The sequence below is a fragment of the Planomonospora corallina genome (genome assembly GCF_042650625.1).
GTDB classification, from domain to species: Bacteria; Actinomycetota; Actinomycetes; order Streptosporangiales; family Streptosporangiaceae; genus Planomonospora_B; species Planomonospora_B corallina.
In genome coordinates this window covers 2,080-17,988 of record NZ_JBHSBM010000027.1, presented here as the reverse complement: position 1 = coordinate 17,988, position 15,909 = coordinate 2,080, and the positions used below count along the sequence as shown (strand labels likewise).

General features: G+C 71.9%; 10 protein-coding genes. 1 reads left to right on the top strand and 9 read right to left on the bottom strand.

The genetic code is table 11. The annotated features are described in order from the left end of the window. Positions 1 to 280: 280 nt before the first annotated feature. From glgB to ACFOWE_RS23820, 6 genes are all read right to left on the bottom strand, one after another. Positions 281 to 2,545, bottom strand: a complete 2,265-nt coding sequence (gene glgB, locus ACFOWE_RS23845) for a 1,4-alpha-glucan branching protein GlgB (RefSeq protein WP_377291435.1) — start codon at positions 2,543 to 2,545, stop codon at positions 281 to 283. A gap of 114 nt (positions 2,546 to 2,659) precedes the next feature. Then, positions 2,660 to 3,874 carry a copper amine oxidase gene (locus tag ACFOWE_RS23840; protein ID WP_377291433.1) on the bottom strand — a complete coding sequence of 405 codons (1,215 nt, stop codon included), beginning with the start codon at positions 3,872 to 3,874 and terminating at the stop codon, positions 2,660 to 2,662. Then, positions 3,868 to 4,542, bottom strand: coding sequence for a hypothetical protein (locus tag ACFOWE_RS23835; RefSeq protein WP_377291431.1), 675 nt, complete (start codon positions 4,540 to 4,542; stop codon positions 3,868 to 3,870). The genes ACFOWE_RS23840 and ACFOWE_RS23835 overlap by 7 nt, the downstream gene beginning before the upstream one ends. Before the next feature lie 104 nt (positions 4,543 to 4,646). Next, positions 4,647 to 5,966, bottom strand: coding sequence for a maltokinase N-terminal cap-like domain-containing protein (locus tag ACFOWE_RS23830; RefSeq protein ID WP_377291429.1), 1,320 nt, complete (start codon positions 5,964 to 5,966; stop codon positions 4,647 to 4,649). Positions 5,967 to 5,978: 12 nt separating this feature from the next. Continuing rightward, positions 5,979 to 7,673 carry a maltose alpha-D-glucosyltransferase gene (treS, locus tag ACFOWE_RS23825; RefSeq protein ID WP_377291427.1) on the bottom strand — a complete coding sequence of 565 codons (1,695 nt, stop codon included), beginning with the start codon at positions 7,671 to 7,673 and terminating at the stop codon, positions 5,979 to 5,981. Positions 7,674 to 7,710: 37 nt separating this feature from the next. Next, positions 7,711 to 9,873 carry an alpha-1,4-glucan--maltose-1-phosphate maltosyltransferase gene (locus ACFOWE_RS23820; RefSeq protein ID WP_377291425.1) on the bottom strand — a complete coding sequence of 721 codons (2,163 nt, stop codon included), beginning with the start codon at positions 9,871 to 9,873 and terminating at the stop codon, positions 7,711 to 7,713. 365 nt (positions 9,874 to 10,238) lie between these two features. On the opposite strand from ACFOWE_RS23820, the gene glgP reads away from it, so the two are divergent. Beyond that, the gene (glgP, locus tag ACFOWE_RS23815; protein ID WP_377291423.1) at positions 10,239 to 12,821 is read left to right on the top strand and encodes an alpha-glucan family phosphorylase; all 2,583 of its coding nucleotides are present in this window, start codon (positions 10,239 to 10,241) and stop codon (positions 12,819 to 12,821) included. Positions 12,822 to 12,923: 102 nt separating this feature from the next. On the opposite strand, the gene ACFOWE_RS23810 is transcribed toward glgP, so the two are convergent. From ACFOWE_RS23810 to ACFOWE_RS23800, 3 genes are all read right to left on the bottom strand, one after another. After that, positions 12,924 to 13,562, bottom strand: coding sequence for a response regulator (locus ACFOWE_RS23810; protein ID WP_377291421.1), 639 nt, complete (start codon positions 13,560 to 13,562; stop codon positions 12,924 to 12,926). 1 nt (position 13,563) lies between these two features. Next, positions 13,564 to 15,519, bottom strand: coding sequence for a sensor histidine kinase (locus tag ACFOWE_RS23805; RefSeq protein WP_377291419.1), 1,956 nt, complete (start codon positions 15,517 to 15,519; stop codon positions 13,564 to 13,566). Then, positions 15,516 to 15,909, bottom strand: a 394-nt coding sequence (locus ACFOWE_RS23800; protein WP_377291417.1) for a sensor histidine kinase, incomplete at its 5' end; no start/stop codon positions are given. The genes ACFOWE_RS23800 and ACFOWE_RS23805, both read right to left, overlap by 4 nt.

Genomic DNA, 15,909 nt, shown 5'->3' with positions numbered 1-15,909 from the left:
CCCGTAATTCATAGGAAAGTTTCCTATTGATTTTGGAGCGTAAGACCATCGTCTCGCGGTGGTCAACATTCCGGTGGCCCCATAAGCCGGACATAAGCCAGATTTAAGGTGTCCTCCGGTGTCCTCCGGCGGCCCTGCCCGCCCCGCTCGTCCCGCCCGCCCCGGCCGCTCTCCCGCGCCCCCGGACACGGCACGGGCCGGTCACGCGAGCGTGACCGGCCCGGACCCCGGCGGAGCGGGCCGCCCCGCCGGGGTCGCTCCGCCGTGCCGCTCCGGTGTGTCACTCCGCCGGGGGCCGCTCCGCCTCCGCGCCGGAGACCCCGGACGCTCCGGAGACCTCGGACGCTCCGGAGACCCCGGCCGCCTCCGACGCTCCGGAGGCCCCTGGCCGCTCCGCCGGCACGTGCCGGAGCCAGAGGGCTCCCAGCGGCGGCACCCGCAGGCACGCCGAGTACGGCAGGCCGTGGTGCGGCTCCGCGCAGGCCTCCACCGAGCCGAAGTTGCCCACGCCGCTGCCCGCGTAGTCGTAGGCGTCGGTGTTGAGCACCTCGGTCCAGGCGCCGCCGGACGGCAGGCCGATCCGGTAGTCCTCGTGCGGCGCGCCGGAGAAGTTGGCCACGCAGGCCAGGACCGAGCCGTCGGGGGCCTGCCGGAGGAAGGAGAAGACGTTGCCCTGCGCGTCGTCGGCGTCGATCCAGCGGAAGCCGTCCGGAGAGGTGTCCAGCCGCCACAGCGCCGCCGTCTCCCGGTAGACGCGGTTGAGGTCGCGGACCAGCCGCTGGATGCCCCGGTGCCCGTCGAAGTCGAGCACCCACCAGTCGAGCCCGCGCTCCTCCGACCACTCCGAGCCCTGGCCGAACTCCCCGCCCATGAACAGCAGCTGCTTGCCGGGGTGGGCCCACATGAACGCCAGCAGCGCGCGCAGGTTGGCGAAGCGCTGCCACTCGTCGCCGGGCATCTTGCCCAGCAGCGAGCCCTTGCCGTGCACGACCTCGTCGTGCGAGAGCGGCAGCACGAAGTTCTCCGAGTAGGCGTACATCAGCGAGAACGTCATCTGGTGGTGGTGGTACTGCCGGAAGACCGGCTCGTGCTTCAGGTAGGCGAGCGTGTCGTGCATCCAGCCCATGTTCCACTTGAACCCGAAGCCGAGACCGCCGAGGTAGGCGGGGCGGGAGACGCCCGGCCAGGCGGTCGACTCCTCGGCGATCGTGACGATGCCGGGGGCCTCGCGGTAGCAGACGGCGTTCATCTCCTTGAGGAACTCCACCGCGTCGAGGTTCTCGCGCCCGCCGTACTGGTTGGGCGTCCACTGGCCCTCGGGCCGCGAGTAGTCGAGGTAGAGCATCGAGGCGACCGCGTCCACCCGCAGCCCGTCGATGTGGAACTCCTTCAGCCAGTACAGCGCGTTGGCGACCAGGAAGTTGCGGACCTCCTTGCGCCCGAAGTCGAAGATGTAGGTGCCCCACTCGGGGTGCTCGCCCCGCGTGGGGTCGGCGTGCTCGTACAGGGAGGTGCCGTCGAAGCGGGCCAGCGCCCAGGCGTCCTTGGGGAAGTGCGCCGGGACCCAGTCGAGGATCACCCCGATCCCGGCCTGGTGGAGCCGGTCCACCAGGTGCCGGAACTCGTCCGGGGAGCCGAACCGCGAGGTCGGCGCGTAGTACGACGTCACCTGGTAGCCCCAGGAGCCGCCGAACGGGTGCTCGGCCACCGGCAGGAGCTCCACGTGCGTGAACCCCATGTCCTTGACGTAGTCCACCAGCTCCTCGGCGAGCTGCCGGTAGGACAGGCCGGGCCGCCACGAGGCCAGGTGCACCTCGTAGACGCTCATCGGCTCCTCCAGCGCCCGCCGGTCCGGGCGCGCGGCCATCCACTCGCCGTCCTGCCAGCCGTACTCCGAGCGCTCGACCACCGAGGCCGTGGCGGGCGGCACCTCGGTGCGGCGGGCCATCGGGTCGGCCTTCTCCCGCCAGACGCTGTCGGCGCCCAGGACGGCGAACTTGTAGCGCTGGCCCTCGCCGACGCCGGGCACGAACAGCTCCCAGACGCCGGAGCCGCCCAGGGAGCGCATGGGGTGGCCGGCGCCGTCCCAGTGGTTGAAGTCGCCGATGACCCGGATGCCCCGGGCGTTCGGCGCCCAGACGGAGAAGGCGGTGCCGTCGACCTCCTGGTGCCGCATGATCCGCGCGCCGAGCACCTCCCAGAGCCGCTCGTGCCGGCCCTCGCCGATCAGGTGCAGGTCGACCTCGCCCAGCGTGGGCCAGAACCGGTAGGGGTCGTCGGCCTCGTACGGCTCCGCTCCCGGGTAGAAGACCCGGAACCGGTAGTCGGGGACCTTGTCGATCCCCGGGACCGTCACCTCGAAGACCCCGAAGGCGATGTGGCCCATGTCGTGCTCGGCGCCGTCGAGGAGCACCTGGACCTTCTCCGCCAGCGGACGCAGCGCCCGGATCGTCACACCGTGCTCTCCGGGGTGCGCGCCGAGGATCGAGTGCGGATCATGATGTGCTCCGCCTGCCAGCCGGTTCAGGTCCAGGTCCGCGTTCATTGATCAACTCCCGTCGGTCGATACTCCCTAACCCTGCCCGTTCGTCAGCATTCAACCCACTGCACGGGAGGGGCACCAGGAAAGATCTTCCAACGCCGCCGGGGAGCGCGCGGCTCAGTGCGGGTTCTCGGAGCTCACGTCGCGCGGCGTGACGCGGAACCCCTGCCAGTGGGTGGGCATGGGGTCGGCGTCCTCGTCGCGGGCGACGTGGTGGAAGCCGACGTGGACCCAGAGCACGGGGTCGGTGAGCCGCTCGTCGTCGGCGATGTAGCGGTCGACGCTCTTGCCGCAGCCGGCCACGGGGTTGGTGCTGGCCAGGCGCTCGCAGGCGCGGTAGTCGGTCACGTAGAGGTCGGCCCGGGTGAAGGCCTCGTCGGCCGGACCGCGGTACTCCGCGCTGGAGAGGTTGTTGATCTCCCAGGAGACGGGGTGCCGGTCGGCGTTGCGCACGCCGGAGTCGACCACCCGCCACCAGCGCATCCGGTCGTTGACCGCCTTGGTCTCCTCGGTGAAGACCGTGCGGGTGAGCTTGCGCTTGGCCGTGCCGGAGCCGGTGAAGTCGTACTGCTCGACGACGTCGCCGTCCGCGCCGTCGATGTCGAAGTCGAGCCGCCAGAAGATGTTGTGGCTGTGGCTCTCCTCGAACTTCGTCGAGCCCACCCCGATCGGCCAGCCGTGCTGGGGGGTGGTCGTGAAGCCGGAGAGCGAGCCGGTCGCGCCCACCCGCGGGGTGATCGCGCCGTCGTCGCCGAAGGCCCACTCCACCAGGTAGGTGTACCAGCCGAGCTGGAAGGCGGCGAAGACCACCAGGTCGGTGCCCTGGACGGAGGTGGTGACCCCCTCGCCGTCCGACTTCATGTAGCCGTGGCCGCGCGCGCGGGTGGTCACGCAGACGTACTGGTCGCGGCGCTCGCCCCCGGGGCAGTCGGCGGCCTTCAGCGCGATGGCGTCGTCGCCGATGGTGCCGATGTCGTGGAAGCGGGGCTCGCCGCTGTCGTAGGGGACGTGGATCTGCGCCAGCGCGGTGCTGCGCAGCACACGCAGCGCCTCGCCGCCCTTGGGGGTGTAGGTGACGTTGGTGAGGGTCAGTCCCTCGATGGTGCGCATCTCCCAGCACATCCGCCAGCGCGCGCCGTTCGGCAGCGTCTCGTCGATCCGGTACGGCGAGCTGCACGTCGCCGGGGCGGCCGCGGCGCGCACGGACCCGGTGGCGTCCGCGGCGGCGCGCACGGAGCCGGCGGCGTCCGCGGGGGCCTGGGCCGACGCTCCGGTGAGCCCGGTGGCGAGCAGGGCGGAGGAGAGGGTCAGGCGGAGGAACACGGTCACCATTCCAGCGTGAAGATCTTCTTGGCGGACAGGTCGATGACGATCCGGCTGGTGTCCAGCCAGCTGCCGTCCGGGAGCCGGACGAACAGCCGGACGCACCGGTGGACCTCGCAGGCCCCGGCCTCGGTGTCCCGGGGGCTCGGGGTGAAGCTCAGCGCCCGCAGGCCCAGGTCGGAGGCTGAGGCCAGCGGCCTGCCACCCGCCTTGGCGTGCGCGTCGCGCACCCGCGAGCCGTACACCGGGTCGGCCAGCAGCAGCTCGGCCGCCCTGATCTCCTCGCCCCTGGACGGCGGCGGCTGCACGCCGCGCTCGGCCTGTTCCGCCACGACCTCGCCCCTGGCCAGGTCGACGGTCCGCACGACGAGCCGGTCGGTGCGGTAGTCGTAGATGTAGACGTCGGCCCGGCGCGTGCCCTTGGCGGCCTTGTCGTCGTCGCGCTCGACGTAGAGCAGCTCGGCGTGCCCGGTCGTCATGTGCGTGCGCCACGTCGCCGAGGCGACCTGGCCCGCCCGGTCGATCTCGTCGCCGGTCAGCGGGTCCCCGGGAGCGGGCGGCCGGGAGACGGACTGGGCCGCCTGCGAGCCCGGCTCCCCCGGGATCAGGAAGAACGCTCCCGCGACGACCGTCACCCCCGCTCCGGCGAGCGCCATCATGACCCGTGCCCGTCTCATTCACACCACTCTCCGCTCGTACTCGTATGCGAAGAGTAGTGAAGAGGCGGTGCTCCGTTGGGCGAAATGGGAAAGCGGTGAACGCCGGATGAGGAACCGGTGGATCAGGACTCGAAGGCGGCCAGCGGCACGGGCAGCCAGGTGGGCCGGTTGCGGGCCTCGTAGCCGACCTCGTAGACCGCCTTGGCCAGCTCCAGGGCGCGCAGCAGGACGGCGTCCTCGCCGCGCAGGCGCCCGCCGCCGGCCGAGTAGCCGGCCAGGAACGACGAGCGGTTGAGCTCGGCCCACTCGACGGCCTGCGGGCGCAGCTCGTCGGCCTCGGGCTGGTCGGCCAGCAGGTGCCGGGCGGCGTAGTCGAAGGAGCGGAGCATCCCGGCCACGTCGCGGAGCGGGGAGCTCAGCGCCCGGCGCTCGGCCAGCGGCTGCCCCGGCTCGCCCTCGAAGTCGAGGATGATCCAGTCCGTCGGGGTGCGCATCACCTGGCCGAGGTGGTAGTCGCCGTGCACGCGCTGGACGGGGACCTCGTGGGCCACCTCCACGACCCGCCGGTAGGCCTCCTCGGCGACGTGAGCGTGGGGGGCCAGCTCGGGGACCTCCTCGACGGCGCGGGCCAGCCGGCGGAGCTGGTCGTCCATGAGCTCCCTGACCTCGGCGGGCTCCATCACGCCGGTCGGGAAGGCGGCGGCCAGCTCCTGGTGGACCTCGGCGGTGGCGGTGCCGAGGCGGAAGGACTCGGCGCTGAAGTCGCCGCCCGCTTCCGAGGCCGACCGCTCCGGGGAGTTGTACAGGTCGCGGACGCTCGCCAGGGCCAGCGCCCAGCCGTCGTTGGCGCCCGACAGGAACTCCTGGGTCATCGCGAGCGTGGTGGTCTCCCCGTCGAGGTCGGTCTCGAACCAGCCGTACGGCTGCGCGATGTGGGCCGCCTTGCGCAGCGCCAGCGCGCCTGTGATCTCCAGTTCGGGGTTGACGCCGGGGATCAGCCGGCGGAACAGCTTGCAGATGTAGGAGTCGCCGTAGACCAGGGAGGTGTTGGACTGCTCCGCGCCGAGCACCAGGCTGCGCTGCGAGGTGTCGATCTCGGTGCCCTCCAGGTGCCGGAAGCGCAGGGGCCCGAGGTCGCGCCCGGCCGCCATCGCCTCCAGCAGGGTGCCGGTGAGGTCGGCGTCGTGGACCGCGTCGTAGAGCTCCTGGTCGCCGTCGCGGCCGATCCGGGCGTGCGTGAGCCGGTCGGGGAGATCGGAGCGGCACCCCAGCAGCAGCTGGTAGCGGTCGCGGGTGCCTCCCTGCCGGACGGAGACGATGAGATGGCGGAGCCCCGGCGCCAGCTCGAGGTCGGAGTCGACCTCGAGCCCGTCGATCGGCCGCCCCTTACCGGCGAACCACCGCTGATGCGCTATCCAACCGGCAAGGAGCTCCGTCAACACGTCTGTGCCTCCTCAGGGCGCGGGTGGCAGGGTGAACCAGTAGAAACCATGCCCAGGAAGCGTCAGAAGATACGGAAGTTCGCCGATCGGTGGGAACGGGACGCCGCCCATGGTCTCCACGGGGACCGATCCCTCGAAGCGGCGCAGGTCCAGCTCGACCGGCTGCGGGAACCGCGAGAGGTTGTTGACGCACAGCATCCGGTCGTCGCCCAGCTCGCGCACGTAGGCCAGGACGCTCGGGTTGGAGGCGTTCAGCTCGGTGAAGGCGCCCAGGCCGAAGACCGGGTGGCGCTTGCGGATCTCGATCATCCGCCTGGTCCAGTTCAGCAGGGAGCCGGCGCTCTTCTGCTGCGCCTCGACGTTGATCGCCTGGTAGCCGTAGATCGGGTCCATGATGACCGGCAGGTAGAGCCGGCCGGGGTCGCAGTCGGAGAACCCGGCGTTGCGGTCGGGACTCCACTGCATCGGGGTCCGCACGCCGTCGCGGTCGCCCAGCCAGATGTTGTCGCCCATGCCGATCTCGTCGCCGTAGTAGAGCACGGGGGAGCCGGGCAGGGAGAGCAGCAGCGCGGTGAACAGCTCGATCTGGTTGCGGTCGTTCTCCAGCAGCGGGGCCAGCCGGCGCCGGATGCCGACGTTGGCGCGCATGCGCGGGTCCTTGGCGTACTCGGCGTACATGTAGTCGCGCTCGTCGTCGGTGACCATCTCGAGCGTGAGCTCGTCGTGGTTGCGCAGGAAGATGCCCCACTGGCAGTTCTCGGGGATCTTCGGCGTCTGGGCCAGGATCTCCGAGATCGGGTAGCGGGACTCCCGGCGCACGGCCATGAAGATGCGCGGCATGAGCGGGAAGTGGAAGGCCATGTGGCACTCGTCGCCGCCGGTGGCCGGGTCGCCGAAGTACTCGACCACGTCGGCCGGCCACTGGTTGGCCTCGGCCAGCAGCACCCGGTCGGGGTAGAGCCGGTCCACCTCGGCCCGGACCCGCTTGAGGTACTCGTGCGTCCGGGGGAGGTTCTCGCAGTTGGTGCCGTCCTGTTCGAACAGGTAGGGGATGGCGTCCATCCGGAACCCGTCGATGCCCAGGTCGAGCCAGAAGCGCAGCACCTCCAGCATGGCGTTCTGCACGTCCGGGTTCTCGTAGTTGAGGTCCGGCTGGTGGGAGAAGAAGCGGTGCCAGTAGTACTGCTGCCGCACCGGGTCGTAGGTCCAGTTGGACGCCTCGGTGTCGATGAAGATGATCCGGGCGTCCTTGTAGAGCTCGTCGGTGTCGGACCAGACGTAGAAGTCGCCGAACGGGCCCTCGGGGTCGTGCCGGGAGGCCTGGAACCACGGGTGGGCGTCGCTGGTGTGGTTCATCACCAGGTCGGCGATGACGCGCATGCCCCGCTGGTGGGCCTGCTCGACCAGCTGCACGAAGTCCCCGAGGTCGCCGAAGTCCGGGAGGATCTTCATGAAGTCCGAGATGTCGTAGCCGCCGTCGCGCAGCGGCGACTCGTACAGGGGCAGCAGCCACAGGCAGTCGACCCCCAGCCACTGGAGGTAGTCCAGCTTGTCGATGAGGCCGCGGATGTCTCCGGTGCCGTCCCCGTTGGAGTCGGCGAATCCCCGGATCAGCACCTCGTAGAAGACCGCGCGTTTGAACCAGTACGGATCGCGCGGCTCTTCCTTGTCGAAGGTGTTCGGAATGGGCTCGGACAAATGGCTCATTTCTCCCCGCTGTTCTGCCGGATCGCGCCCGGCCGGCTCACCTGGAGTGCGCCGCCGCCGTGCGCAGGGTGAAGACGTGCGCTGGGTGGATGTGGGGATCGAGACGCACGTAGTTCGACTGCCGCCACCGGTACGACTCGCCGGACAGCTCGTCGTCGACGACGAACTCGTCCTGCCAGTCGAGGCCGAGGGCGGGCATGTCCAGGAACACCGTCGCCTCGTGGGTGTGATGGGGGTCCAGGTTGACGACGGCCAGCACGACGTCACCCGCGCCGTGCCGTCGTGAGGCCGTGTCGCGGGCCCCGGGGAGCCGCTTGGAGAAGCAGATCATGTCCGGGTTGTCCACGCTGTGGAACCGTAGATTACGCAATTCCTGCAGGGCGGGGTGCGCTCTTCGGAACAAATTCAGCCGGGTGATGAAAGGCGCAAGACTCCGCCCTTCCTGCTCTGCTTTAGCCCAATCGCGCGGTCTGTACTGATATTTCTCACTATCGAGGTACTCTTCGCTGCCGGGCCGTACCGGGATGTTCTCTCCCAGCTCGTATCCCGCATACATCCCCCAGGTCGGCGAGGTCAGAGCCGCGATGACCGCCCTGATCTTGAATGCCGGGATCCCGCCATGCTGGAGATATTCGTGAAGGATGTCCGGAGTGTTGACGAAGAGGTTGGGCCGCATGAAATGCGACGTCTCGTGGGAGAGCTCGGTGAGGTAGTCCTCGAGCTCCTGCCTGGAGTTCCGCCACGTGAAATACGTGTACGACTGGTGATAGCCGATCTTGGCCAGGGCCCGCATCATCGGCGGCCGGGTGAACGCCTCCGCCAGGAAGAGCACGTCGGGGTCGGTGCTGTGGATGTCGGCCAGCAGCCGCTCCCAGAAGGCCACCGGCTTGGTGTGCGGGTTGTCCACCCGGAAGATCCGCACGCCGTGGTCCATCCAGAGCCGCACCACCCGCTTGACCTCCGCGTAGATCCCCTCCGGGTCCTTGTCGAAGTTGATCGGGTAGATGTCCTGGTACTTCTTCGGCGGGTTCTCGGCGTACGCGATCGAGCCGTCGGCGCGGACGGTGAACCACTCCGGGTGCTCCTTGACCCAGGGATGGTCGGGGGAGCACTGCAGGGCCAGGTCCAGGGCGATCTCCATGCCGAGCTGCCGGGCCTTGGCCACGAACGCGTCGAAGTCGTCGAACGTGCCGAGGTCCGGGTGGATCGCGTCGTGCCCGCCCGCCTCCGAGCCGATCGCCCAGGGCGAGCCCGGGTCGTGCTCCTCGGGGGTCAGCGTGTTGTTGCGCCCCTTGCGGAAGGCGTGCCCGACCGGGTGGATCGGGGGCAGGTAGACGACGTCGAAGCCCATCTGCGCGACCGCGGGAAGGCGCTCGGCCGCGGTCCGGAACGTGCCCGACCTGGGCTCCTGCCCCGGTTCGACGACCGCGCCCTCCGAACGGGGGAAGAACTCGTACCAGGACCCGAACAGCGCCCGGCGCCGGTGGACCACGACCGTGTGCCGGGCCGAGCGCGTCACCAGCTCGCGGAGCGGGTGCAGGCGCAGCAGCTCGGCCGTCTCCCGCAGCTGCGCCACCGCGAACCGGGCGCGGGGGTCGCGGCTCTCGTCGCGCAGCACGGCGGCGATCTCCAGCAGCGCGGCCCGGTGCCCGCAGGCCCCGTTGCCGTTCCTGCCGCCGTTCCTGCCGTTGCCGCCGTTGCCGTTCCCGGCCGCCGCGCCGTCGCCGTTCCCGGCCGCCGCGCCGTCGCCGTTCCCGGCGCCGTCCTCCTCGTCGTCCGGCCGGCCCCTCCCGGAGCAGTCGGCGGACCGTACGGCCCTCGCCGCGCGCTCGAAGAGCCGGGCGCCCTCCTCGCACATCAGGTCGGCGTCCATGTCGCGGGGGATCTTGATGCCCGCGTCGTGCAGCCAGGTGGCGATGGGGTCGCTCCACGCCTCGACGCGGAAGTGCCAGGTGCCCTCGGCGGGCAGCGTCACCTCCACGCCCCAGCGGTCGGTGCCCGGCGCGAGGGCGCGCATGCGCAGCAGCGGCCCGCGCACGCCGTCCGGGTCGGTCAGCACGACGCCCGCGGCGACCGCGTCGTGTCCCTCCCGGAACACGACGGCGGTGATCTCGAATGTCTCACCCGCGGCGGCCTTGGCGGGGTAGCGCCCGCACTCGACGGCAGGGTGGATGTCCTGGATGGGAATTCGTCCGATCATCGCGTCTCACGGTAGCGACGGCACACCGGTGCCGCCGGGATGGTCCGGGCAAGAAAGATCAAGAAAGACCCTTCGGCGTCTCAAACATTCCCTGACCGGCCGCAGGGCAGGACTGCGCACCGCCTCCCAACGGACGGCCGGATCCGGGAGGCGGAGCCGCTGGCTCTTATCTGGGTTGCCCCAATAGTGGCTCTTCATGCCTGACCGGGGAAGAGGGGCGCGGGTTCCTTCCCCGCTGTTCACCGTTCGTTCGATCATGTGGTGAAGCGCGCCGTTCGCGTTTGGACCGGGTCGATAGCGGTGAGGGGGACACGCGTGAGCATTCTGGTCGCCCGTGTGGCGTTGAGTAACTAGGGTCTGACAGCGTGAGAGCTATCCGCAGGTTCACCGTACGCACCGTCCTGCCCGCGGAGCTGGCCGCCCTCGGCGAGCTCGTGCACAACCTCCGCTGGTCGTGGCATCCCGAGACTCTCGACCTGTTCGCCGAGGTGGACCCGGACACCTGGGAGCGGGTGGGGCACGATCCGGTGGCGCTGCTCGGGGCCGTCGAGCCGGAGCGCCTCCGCGAGCTGGCGGCCGACCGCCGCTTCCTGCGGCGGCTCGCCGACGCGGCCGACGACCTCCGCGAGTACATGACCGCCCCGCGGTGGTATCAGTCCCTGCCGGACGCCGCGCGGGCCATCGGCTACTTCTCGCCCGAGTACGGCATCGCCGCCGCGCTGCCGCAGTACTCCGGCGGCCTGGGCATCCTCGCCGGCGACCACCTCAAGGCGGCCAGCGACCTCGGCGTGCCGATCCTCGGGGTCGGGCTGCTCTACCGGCACGGCTACTTCACCCAGTCCCTGTCGCCCGAGGGGTGGCAGCTGGAGCACTACCCGTCGCTCGACCCGGGAGGACTGCCGCTCACCCTCCTGAAGGAGGCCGACGGCAACCCGGTCCGCGTCAGGATCGGCCTGCCCGAGCACCGCACGCTCCACGCCCAGGTCTGGGTGGCGCAGGTGGGCCGGGTCCCGCTGCTGCTGCTCGACTCCGACGTGGCCGAGAACGACAACGCCGAGCGCGACGTGACCGACCGCCTGTACGGCGGGGGCACCGACCACCGGCTCAAGCAGGAGCTGCTGCTCGGCATCGGCGGGGTGCGCGCCATCCGCGCCTACTGCCGCATCAGCGGCCACCCCGAGCCGGAGGTGTTCCACACCAACGAGGGGCACGCCGGCTTCCTCGGCCTGGAGCGCATCCGCGAGCTCACCGAGGCCAGGCTCTCCTTCGAGGAGGCCCTGGAGGCGGTCCGGTCCGGGACCGTCTTCACCACGCACACCCCCGTGCCCGCCGGCATCGACCGCTTCCCGGCCGAGCTGATCGCCCGCCAGTTCGGCGGCGAGAACGCCTGGCCCACCGTCCCGGTGGACCGCATCCTGGGGCTCGGCGCCGAGGACGAGCCCGGCGTGTTCAACATGGCGGCGATGGGCATGCGGCTGGCCCAGCGGGTCAACGGCGTCTCGCAGCTCCACGGCGAGGTCAGCCGCGAGATGTTCAAGGGGCTCTGGCCCGGCTTCGACGTCGACGAGGTCCCGATCGGGTCGATCACCAACGGCGTGCACGCGCCCACCTGGGTCGGCCGGGAGATCATGGAGCTGGCCGGGCGCGAGCTGCCCTCGCTGGTGGAGCGCGCCCAGGGCTGGGAGGGCGTCAGCAAGATCGCGGATGAGGACATCTGGGCCATCCGCGGCCGGATGCGCGCGCGGCTGGTCGAGGCGGCCCGCGTCCGGCTCCGCCGCTCCTGGCTCGACCGCGGCGCCTCGCCCGCGGAGCTCGGCTGGATCGACGAGGCGCTCGACCCGGAGGTGCTCACCATCGGCTTCGCCCGCCGGGTGCCCTCCTACAAGCGGCTGACGCTGATGCTCTCCGACCCGGCGCGCCTGCGCGAGCTGCTGCTCCACCCCGAGCGGCCGGTCCAGATCGTCATCGCGGGCAAGGCGCACCCGGCCGACGAGGGCGGCAAGAAGCTCATCCAGCAGATCGTGAAGTTCGCCGACTCCGAGGACGTCCGGCACCGCATCGTCTTCCTGCCCGACTACGACATGGCCCTGGGCCAGCTCCTCGTGCAGGGCTGCGACGTGTGGATGAACAACCCGCTCCGCCCCCTGGAGGCCTGCGGGACCAGCGGGATGAAGGCCGCGCTGAACGGCGGCCTCAACCTGTCGATCCGCGACGGCTGGTGGGACGAGTGGTTCGACGGCACCAACGGCTGGGCCATCCCCACCGCCGACGGCGTCACCGACCCCGACCGGCGCGACGAGCTGGAGGCCACGGCGCTCTACGACCTGATCGAGCACGAGGTGGCCGACCGGTTCTACGACCGGCCCGCCGACGGCCTGCCCCGCCGCTGGCTGGAGATGGTCCGCCACACCCTGACCTCCCTCGGCCCCAAGGTCCTGGCCGGCCGGATGCTCCGCGACTACGTCGTCGGCCTCTACACGCCGGCCGCCCACTCCGCGCGCGCCCTGACCGCCGGCGGGCACGGCCCGGTCAAGGACTTCGCCTCCTGGAAGCTCAAGGTCGGCCGGGCCTGGCCGGGCGTGCGGGTCGAGCACGTCGAGGCCTCCGGCGTGGGCGACACGCCCGAGGTCGGCGCCTCCCTGGAGCTGCGGGCCACGATCGCGATGGGCGAGCTGAGCCCCGAGGACATCGAGGTCCAGGTCGCCTACGGCCGGGTCGGCGTCCACGACGAGCTGGTCCACCCCTCCTACGCGCCGCTGACCGCCGACTCCCGGGCCGACGACGGCCGGGCCGTGTTCACCGGCTCGGTCCCGCTGCAGAGCACCGGGGCCTTCGGCTACACCGTCCGGGTGGTCCCGTCCCACCCGCTGATGGCCGCGCCCGCCGAGCTCGGCCTGGTCACCGTCCCGCAGGAGCCCGAGGGCATGACCAACGGCACCCTGCGCTAGGGGGCACGACGCGCGCGGCGGGCCGGGGACGGGCGTCCCCGGCCCGCCGCTTCCAGGTGCGTCCATGCGTGCCCACCGGGGGACGGCCGCCGTGCGACCGGCTCAGGATCCGCCCAGCCCCGCCTCGCGGGCGCGCACGATCGCCTGGGCGCGGTCGGCGACCTGCAGCTTCATGAAGATGTTGGAGACGTGGTTGCGCACGGTCTTACCCGACAGGAACAGGATCCCGGCGATCTCCGTGTTGCTCCGGCCCTGGGCGACGAGCTCCAGGACCTCCCGCTCGCGCTCGGTCAGCTCGGGGAAGGCCGGCAGGGCGGGGCCGGGCAGGCCGGCGAAGAAGGCCAGCACCCGCCGGGCGATCCGCGGGCCGTAGATCGCCTCGCCGGCGGCCACCGCCCGCACCGCGCGGCCGATCTCCTCGGCCCCGGCCTCCTTGAGGAGATAGCCGCGGGCCCCGGCGCGCATGGCCGCGAAGACGGAGTCGTCGTCGTGGAACATCGTCAGCACCAGCACGCCGATGCGGGGGCTGGTCCGCGTGATGGTCCGGGTCGCCTCGATCCCGTTGCCGTTCGGCATCTGCAGGTCCATGACCACCACGTCGGGCTGGAGCTCGGCGGCCAGGGCGACGGCCTCCTGCCCGTCGGCGGCCTCCCCGACGACCTCGATGTCCATGGCGCCCAGCAGCCCGCGCAGCCCCTGGCGGAAGACGGGGTGGTCGTCGACGACCAGTGCGGTGATCACTTCAGGCCATCTCCGGGAGGGGCAGGCGGGCGGTCACCACCGTACCGCCCCCGGGCGGGCGGGAGAGCTCGCAGGAGCCGCCCACCTCGGCGGCGCGCTCGCGCATCGAGATCAGCCCGAGGCCGGCGTCCGGCCGGTCGGGCAGGCCGACCCCGTCGTCGCAGACCTCCACCCGCAGCTCGCCGGGCAGGCGGCGCAGCCGCAGGGTCGCCCGCTCCGCCCCCGCGTGGCGGCGGACGTTGGTCAGCGCCTCCTGCGCGATCCGGTAGGCCGCCACCTCCACCGCGGCGGGCAGCCCGGTCAGCGGGCCGTCCACGGCCACGTCCACCCGCGTGCCGGGGACCTCGGTGACGGCACGCAGCGCGCCCTCCAGCCCCAGGTCGTCCAGGGCGGGCGGGCGCAGGCCGTACACCAGCTCCCGCACCTCCCCGATGGTCCGCGTCATCTCCCCGCGGACCCGGACGAGGATCTCCTGCGTGCCCGCGCGGTCGTCCTCGATCCGGCGGCGCGCCTCGTCGAGCGTCATGGCGATGGCGGTCAGCGCGGGCCCGAGCCCGTCGTGGAGCTCGCGGCCGAGCCGGCGGCGCTCCTCGTCCCGGGTCGAGCTGATGCGCTCACGGGAGCGGCGCAGGTCGGCGGCGAGCCGTACGGCGTGCGCCAGCTCGGCCACGTGCCGGGACAGGACCGCCAGGGACTCGCGGCCCGGCCTGGCCCCGGTCACCTGCAGCCTCCCGACCGGCTCCCCGTGCCACTCCAGCGGCACGGTCCTCGGCCGCTGGCCGGGCGCGCCGGAGGTGAAGACGAGCACCCGCTCGCCGTCCACCTCGACGCGGACCCCGTCCGCGCCCAGCGCCCAGCGGACCATGTCGGTCGCGGTGGCCAGCGCTCCGGCGGGGTCCTCCGCCTCCTGCACGGTGCGGTTGAGCCGGTCGGCGGCCCGGTAGGGGTCGCGCTCCACCTTCAGCAGCCGGTCCACGGCCCGCTGGACGCGGAGCCGCACCGGGTGGAAGACCATGCCGGCCGAGAGCGCGGCGGCCAGCCCGGCGGCGTGGCCGTGGTCCGCCGCGAGGGTGCTGCCCAGCCAGATCAGCCCGGAGTAGACCCCGCCGCCGACCACGGCGACGGTGACGTGCACGAGCGTGCGGTTGAGGATGACGTCGATGTCGTAGAGCCGGTAGCGCAGGACCGCGACCACGATCGAGAGCGGGATCGCGCAGACGATCACCATCTCCGCGTACCGGGCGAGGGGGGCGTTGCCGCTGGCCAGCCTGGCGGTCATGGAGATCACCAGAAGCCCCATGGCGTAGGCGAACCAGGCGACCTGCCGCCGCGTCTCCGGGCCGCCGGCCCGGAAGCGCACGACCAGGGAGGCGATGCCGGCCACGCAGAAGCCGAGCAGGGGGATCACGATGTGCCGCTCCACGAGCTCGGGGAGCGTGCCCAGCGCGGCGATGCCGAACGGGTTCTCGAGCGGGACGCCGATCTCGAACCCCATGTCCGGGCTGAACGCCATCAGCAGGCTGTGGCCCACGGCGGTGGCGAGCATCAGGTGGACCAGGGGGCGCCAGCGCGGCGAGGGCGGGCGGCCGTCCGGGAAGAGCAGCGGGAGCAGCCCGAAGGCCGGGACCACGTACCAGAGCCAGGTCCACATCGCCGGCCAGGCGAGATAGGCGGCGAGCTCGGTGAGGCCGCGGTGGTAGGTCCACAGCACCGACACCAGCAGCAGGTTGTAGACGGAGGAGGCGAGCCCGATACCCCACAGCATCCACGGGAAGAACAGCCTCGGCCGCTTCGTGATCAGGAACGCGCCCGCCGCGGGGAAGGTCAGGGCCAGCGGATCGACGATCTCGAACGGCGGGACCGGCAGCCGCACCATCATCCAGGCGGTGACGGCGCTCAGCAGCGGCGCGGCGGCCGCGCCCGTCCAGGCCACCGCGGCGGCCCACCGCCGGCTCACGGCCGGGCCCCGATCGCGCCCGGGGCCCGGAGGGCGTCGTCCCGGGCCGACGGGGACAGGGGCAGGCGGACGGCCACCTCGGTGCCGCCGCCGGGCCTGGACGTGATCACGCATGAGCCTCCGGCCTCCTGCGCGCGCTCCCGCATCGAGGCCGTGCCCACCCCGCGGCGCGGCGTCGCGGGCAGGCCGACGCCGTCGTCGCTCACGGTCAGGCGGAGCTCGCCCCGCCCCGCCGGATCGGTCTCGACGCTCAGCCGGACCAGCACGGTGGTGGCCCGGGCGTGGCGGCGGACGTTGGTCACCGCCTCGTGCGCGATCCGGTAGGCCGCCACCTCCACCGCCGGGGGCAGGCCGGCCGTGTCGCCGCAGACCACCACCTCCACCCGGGGG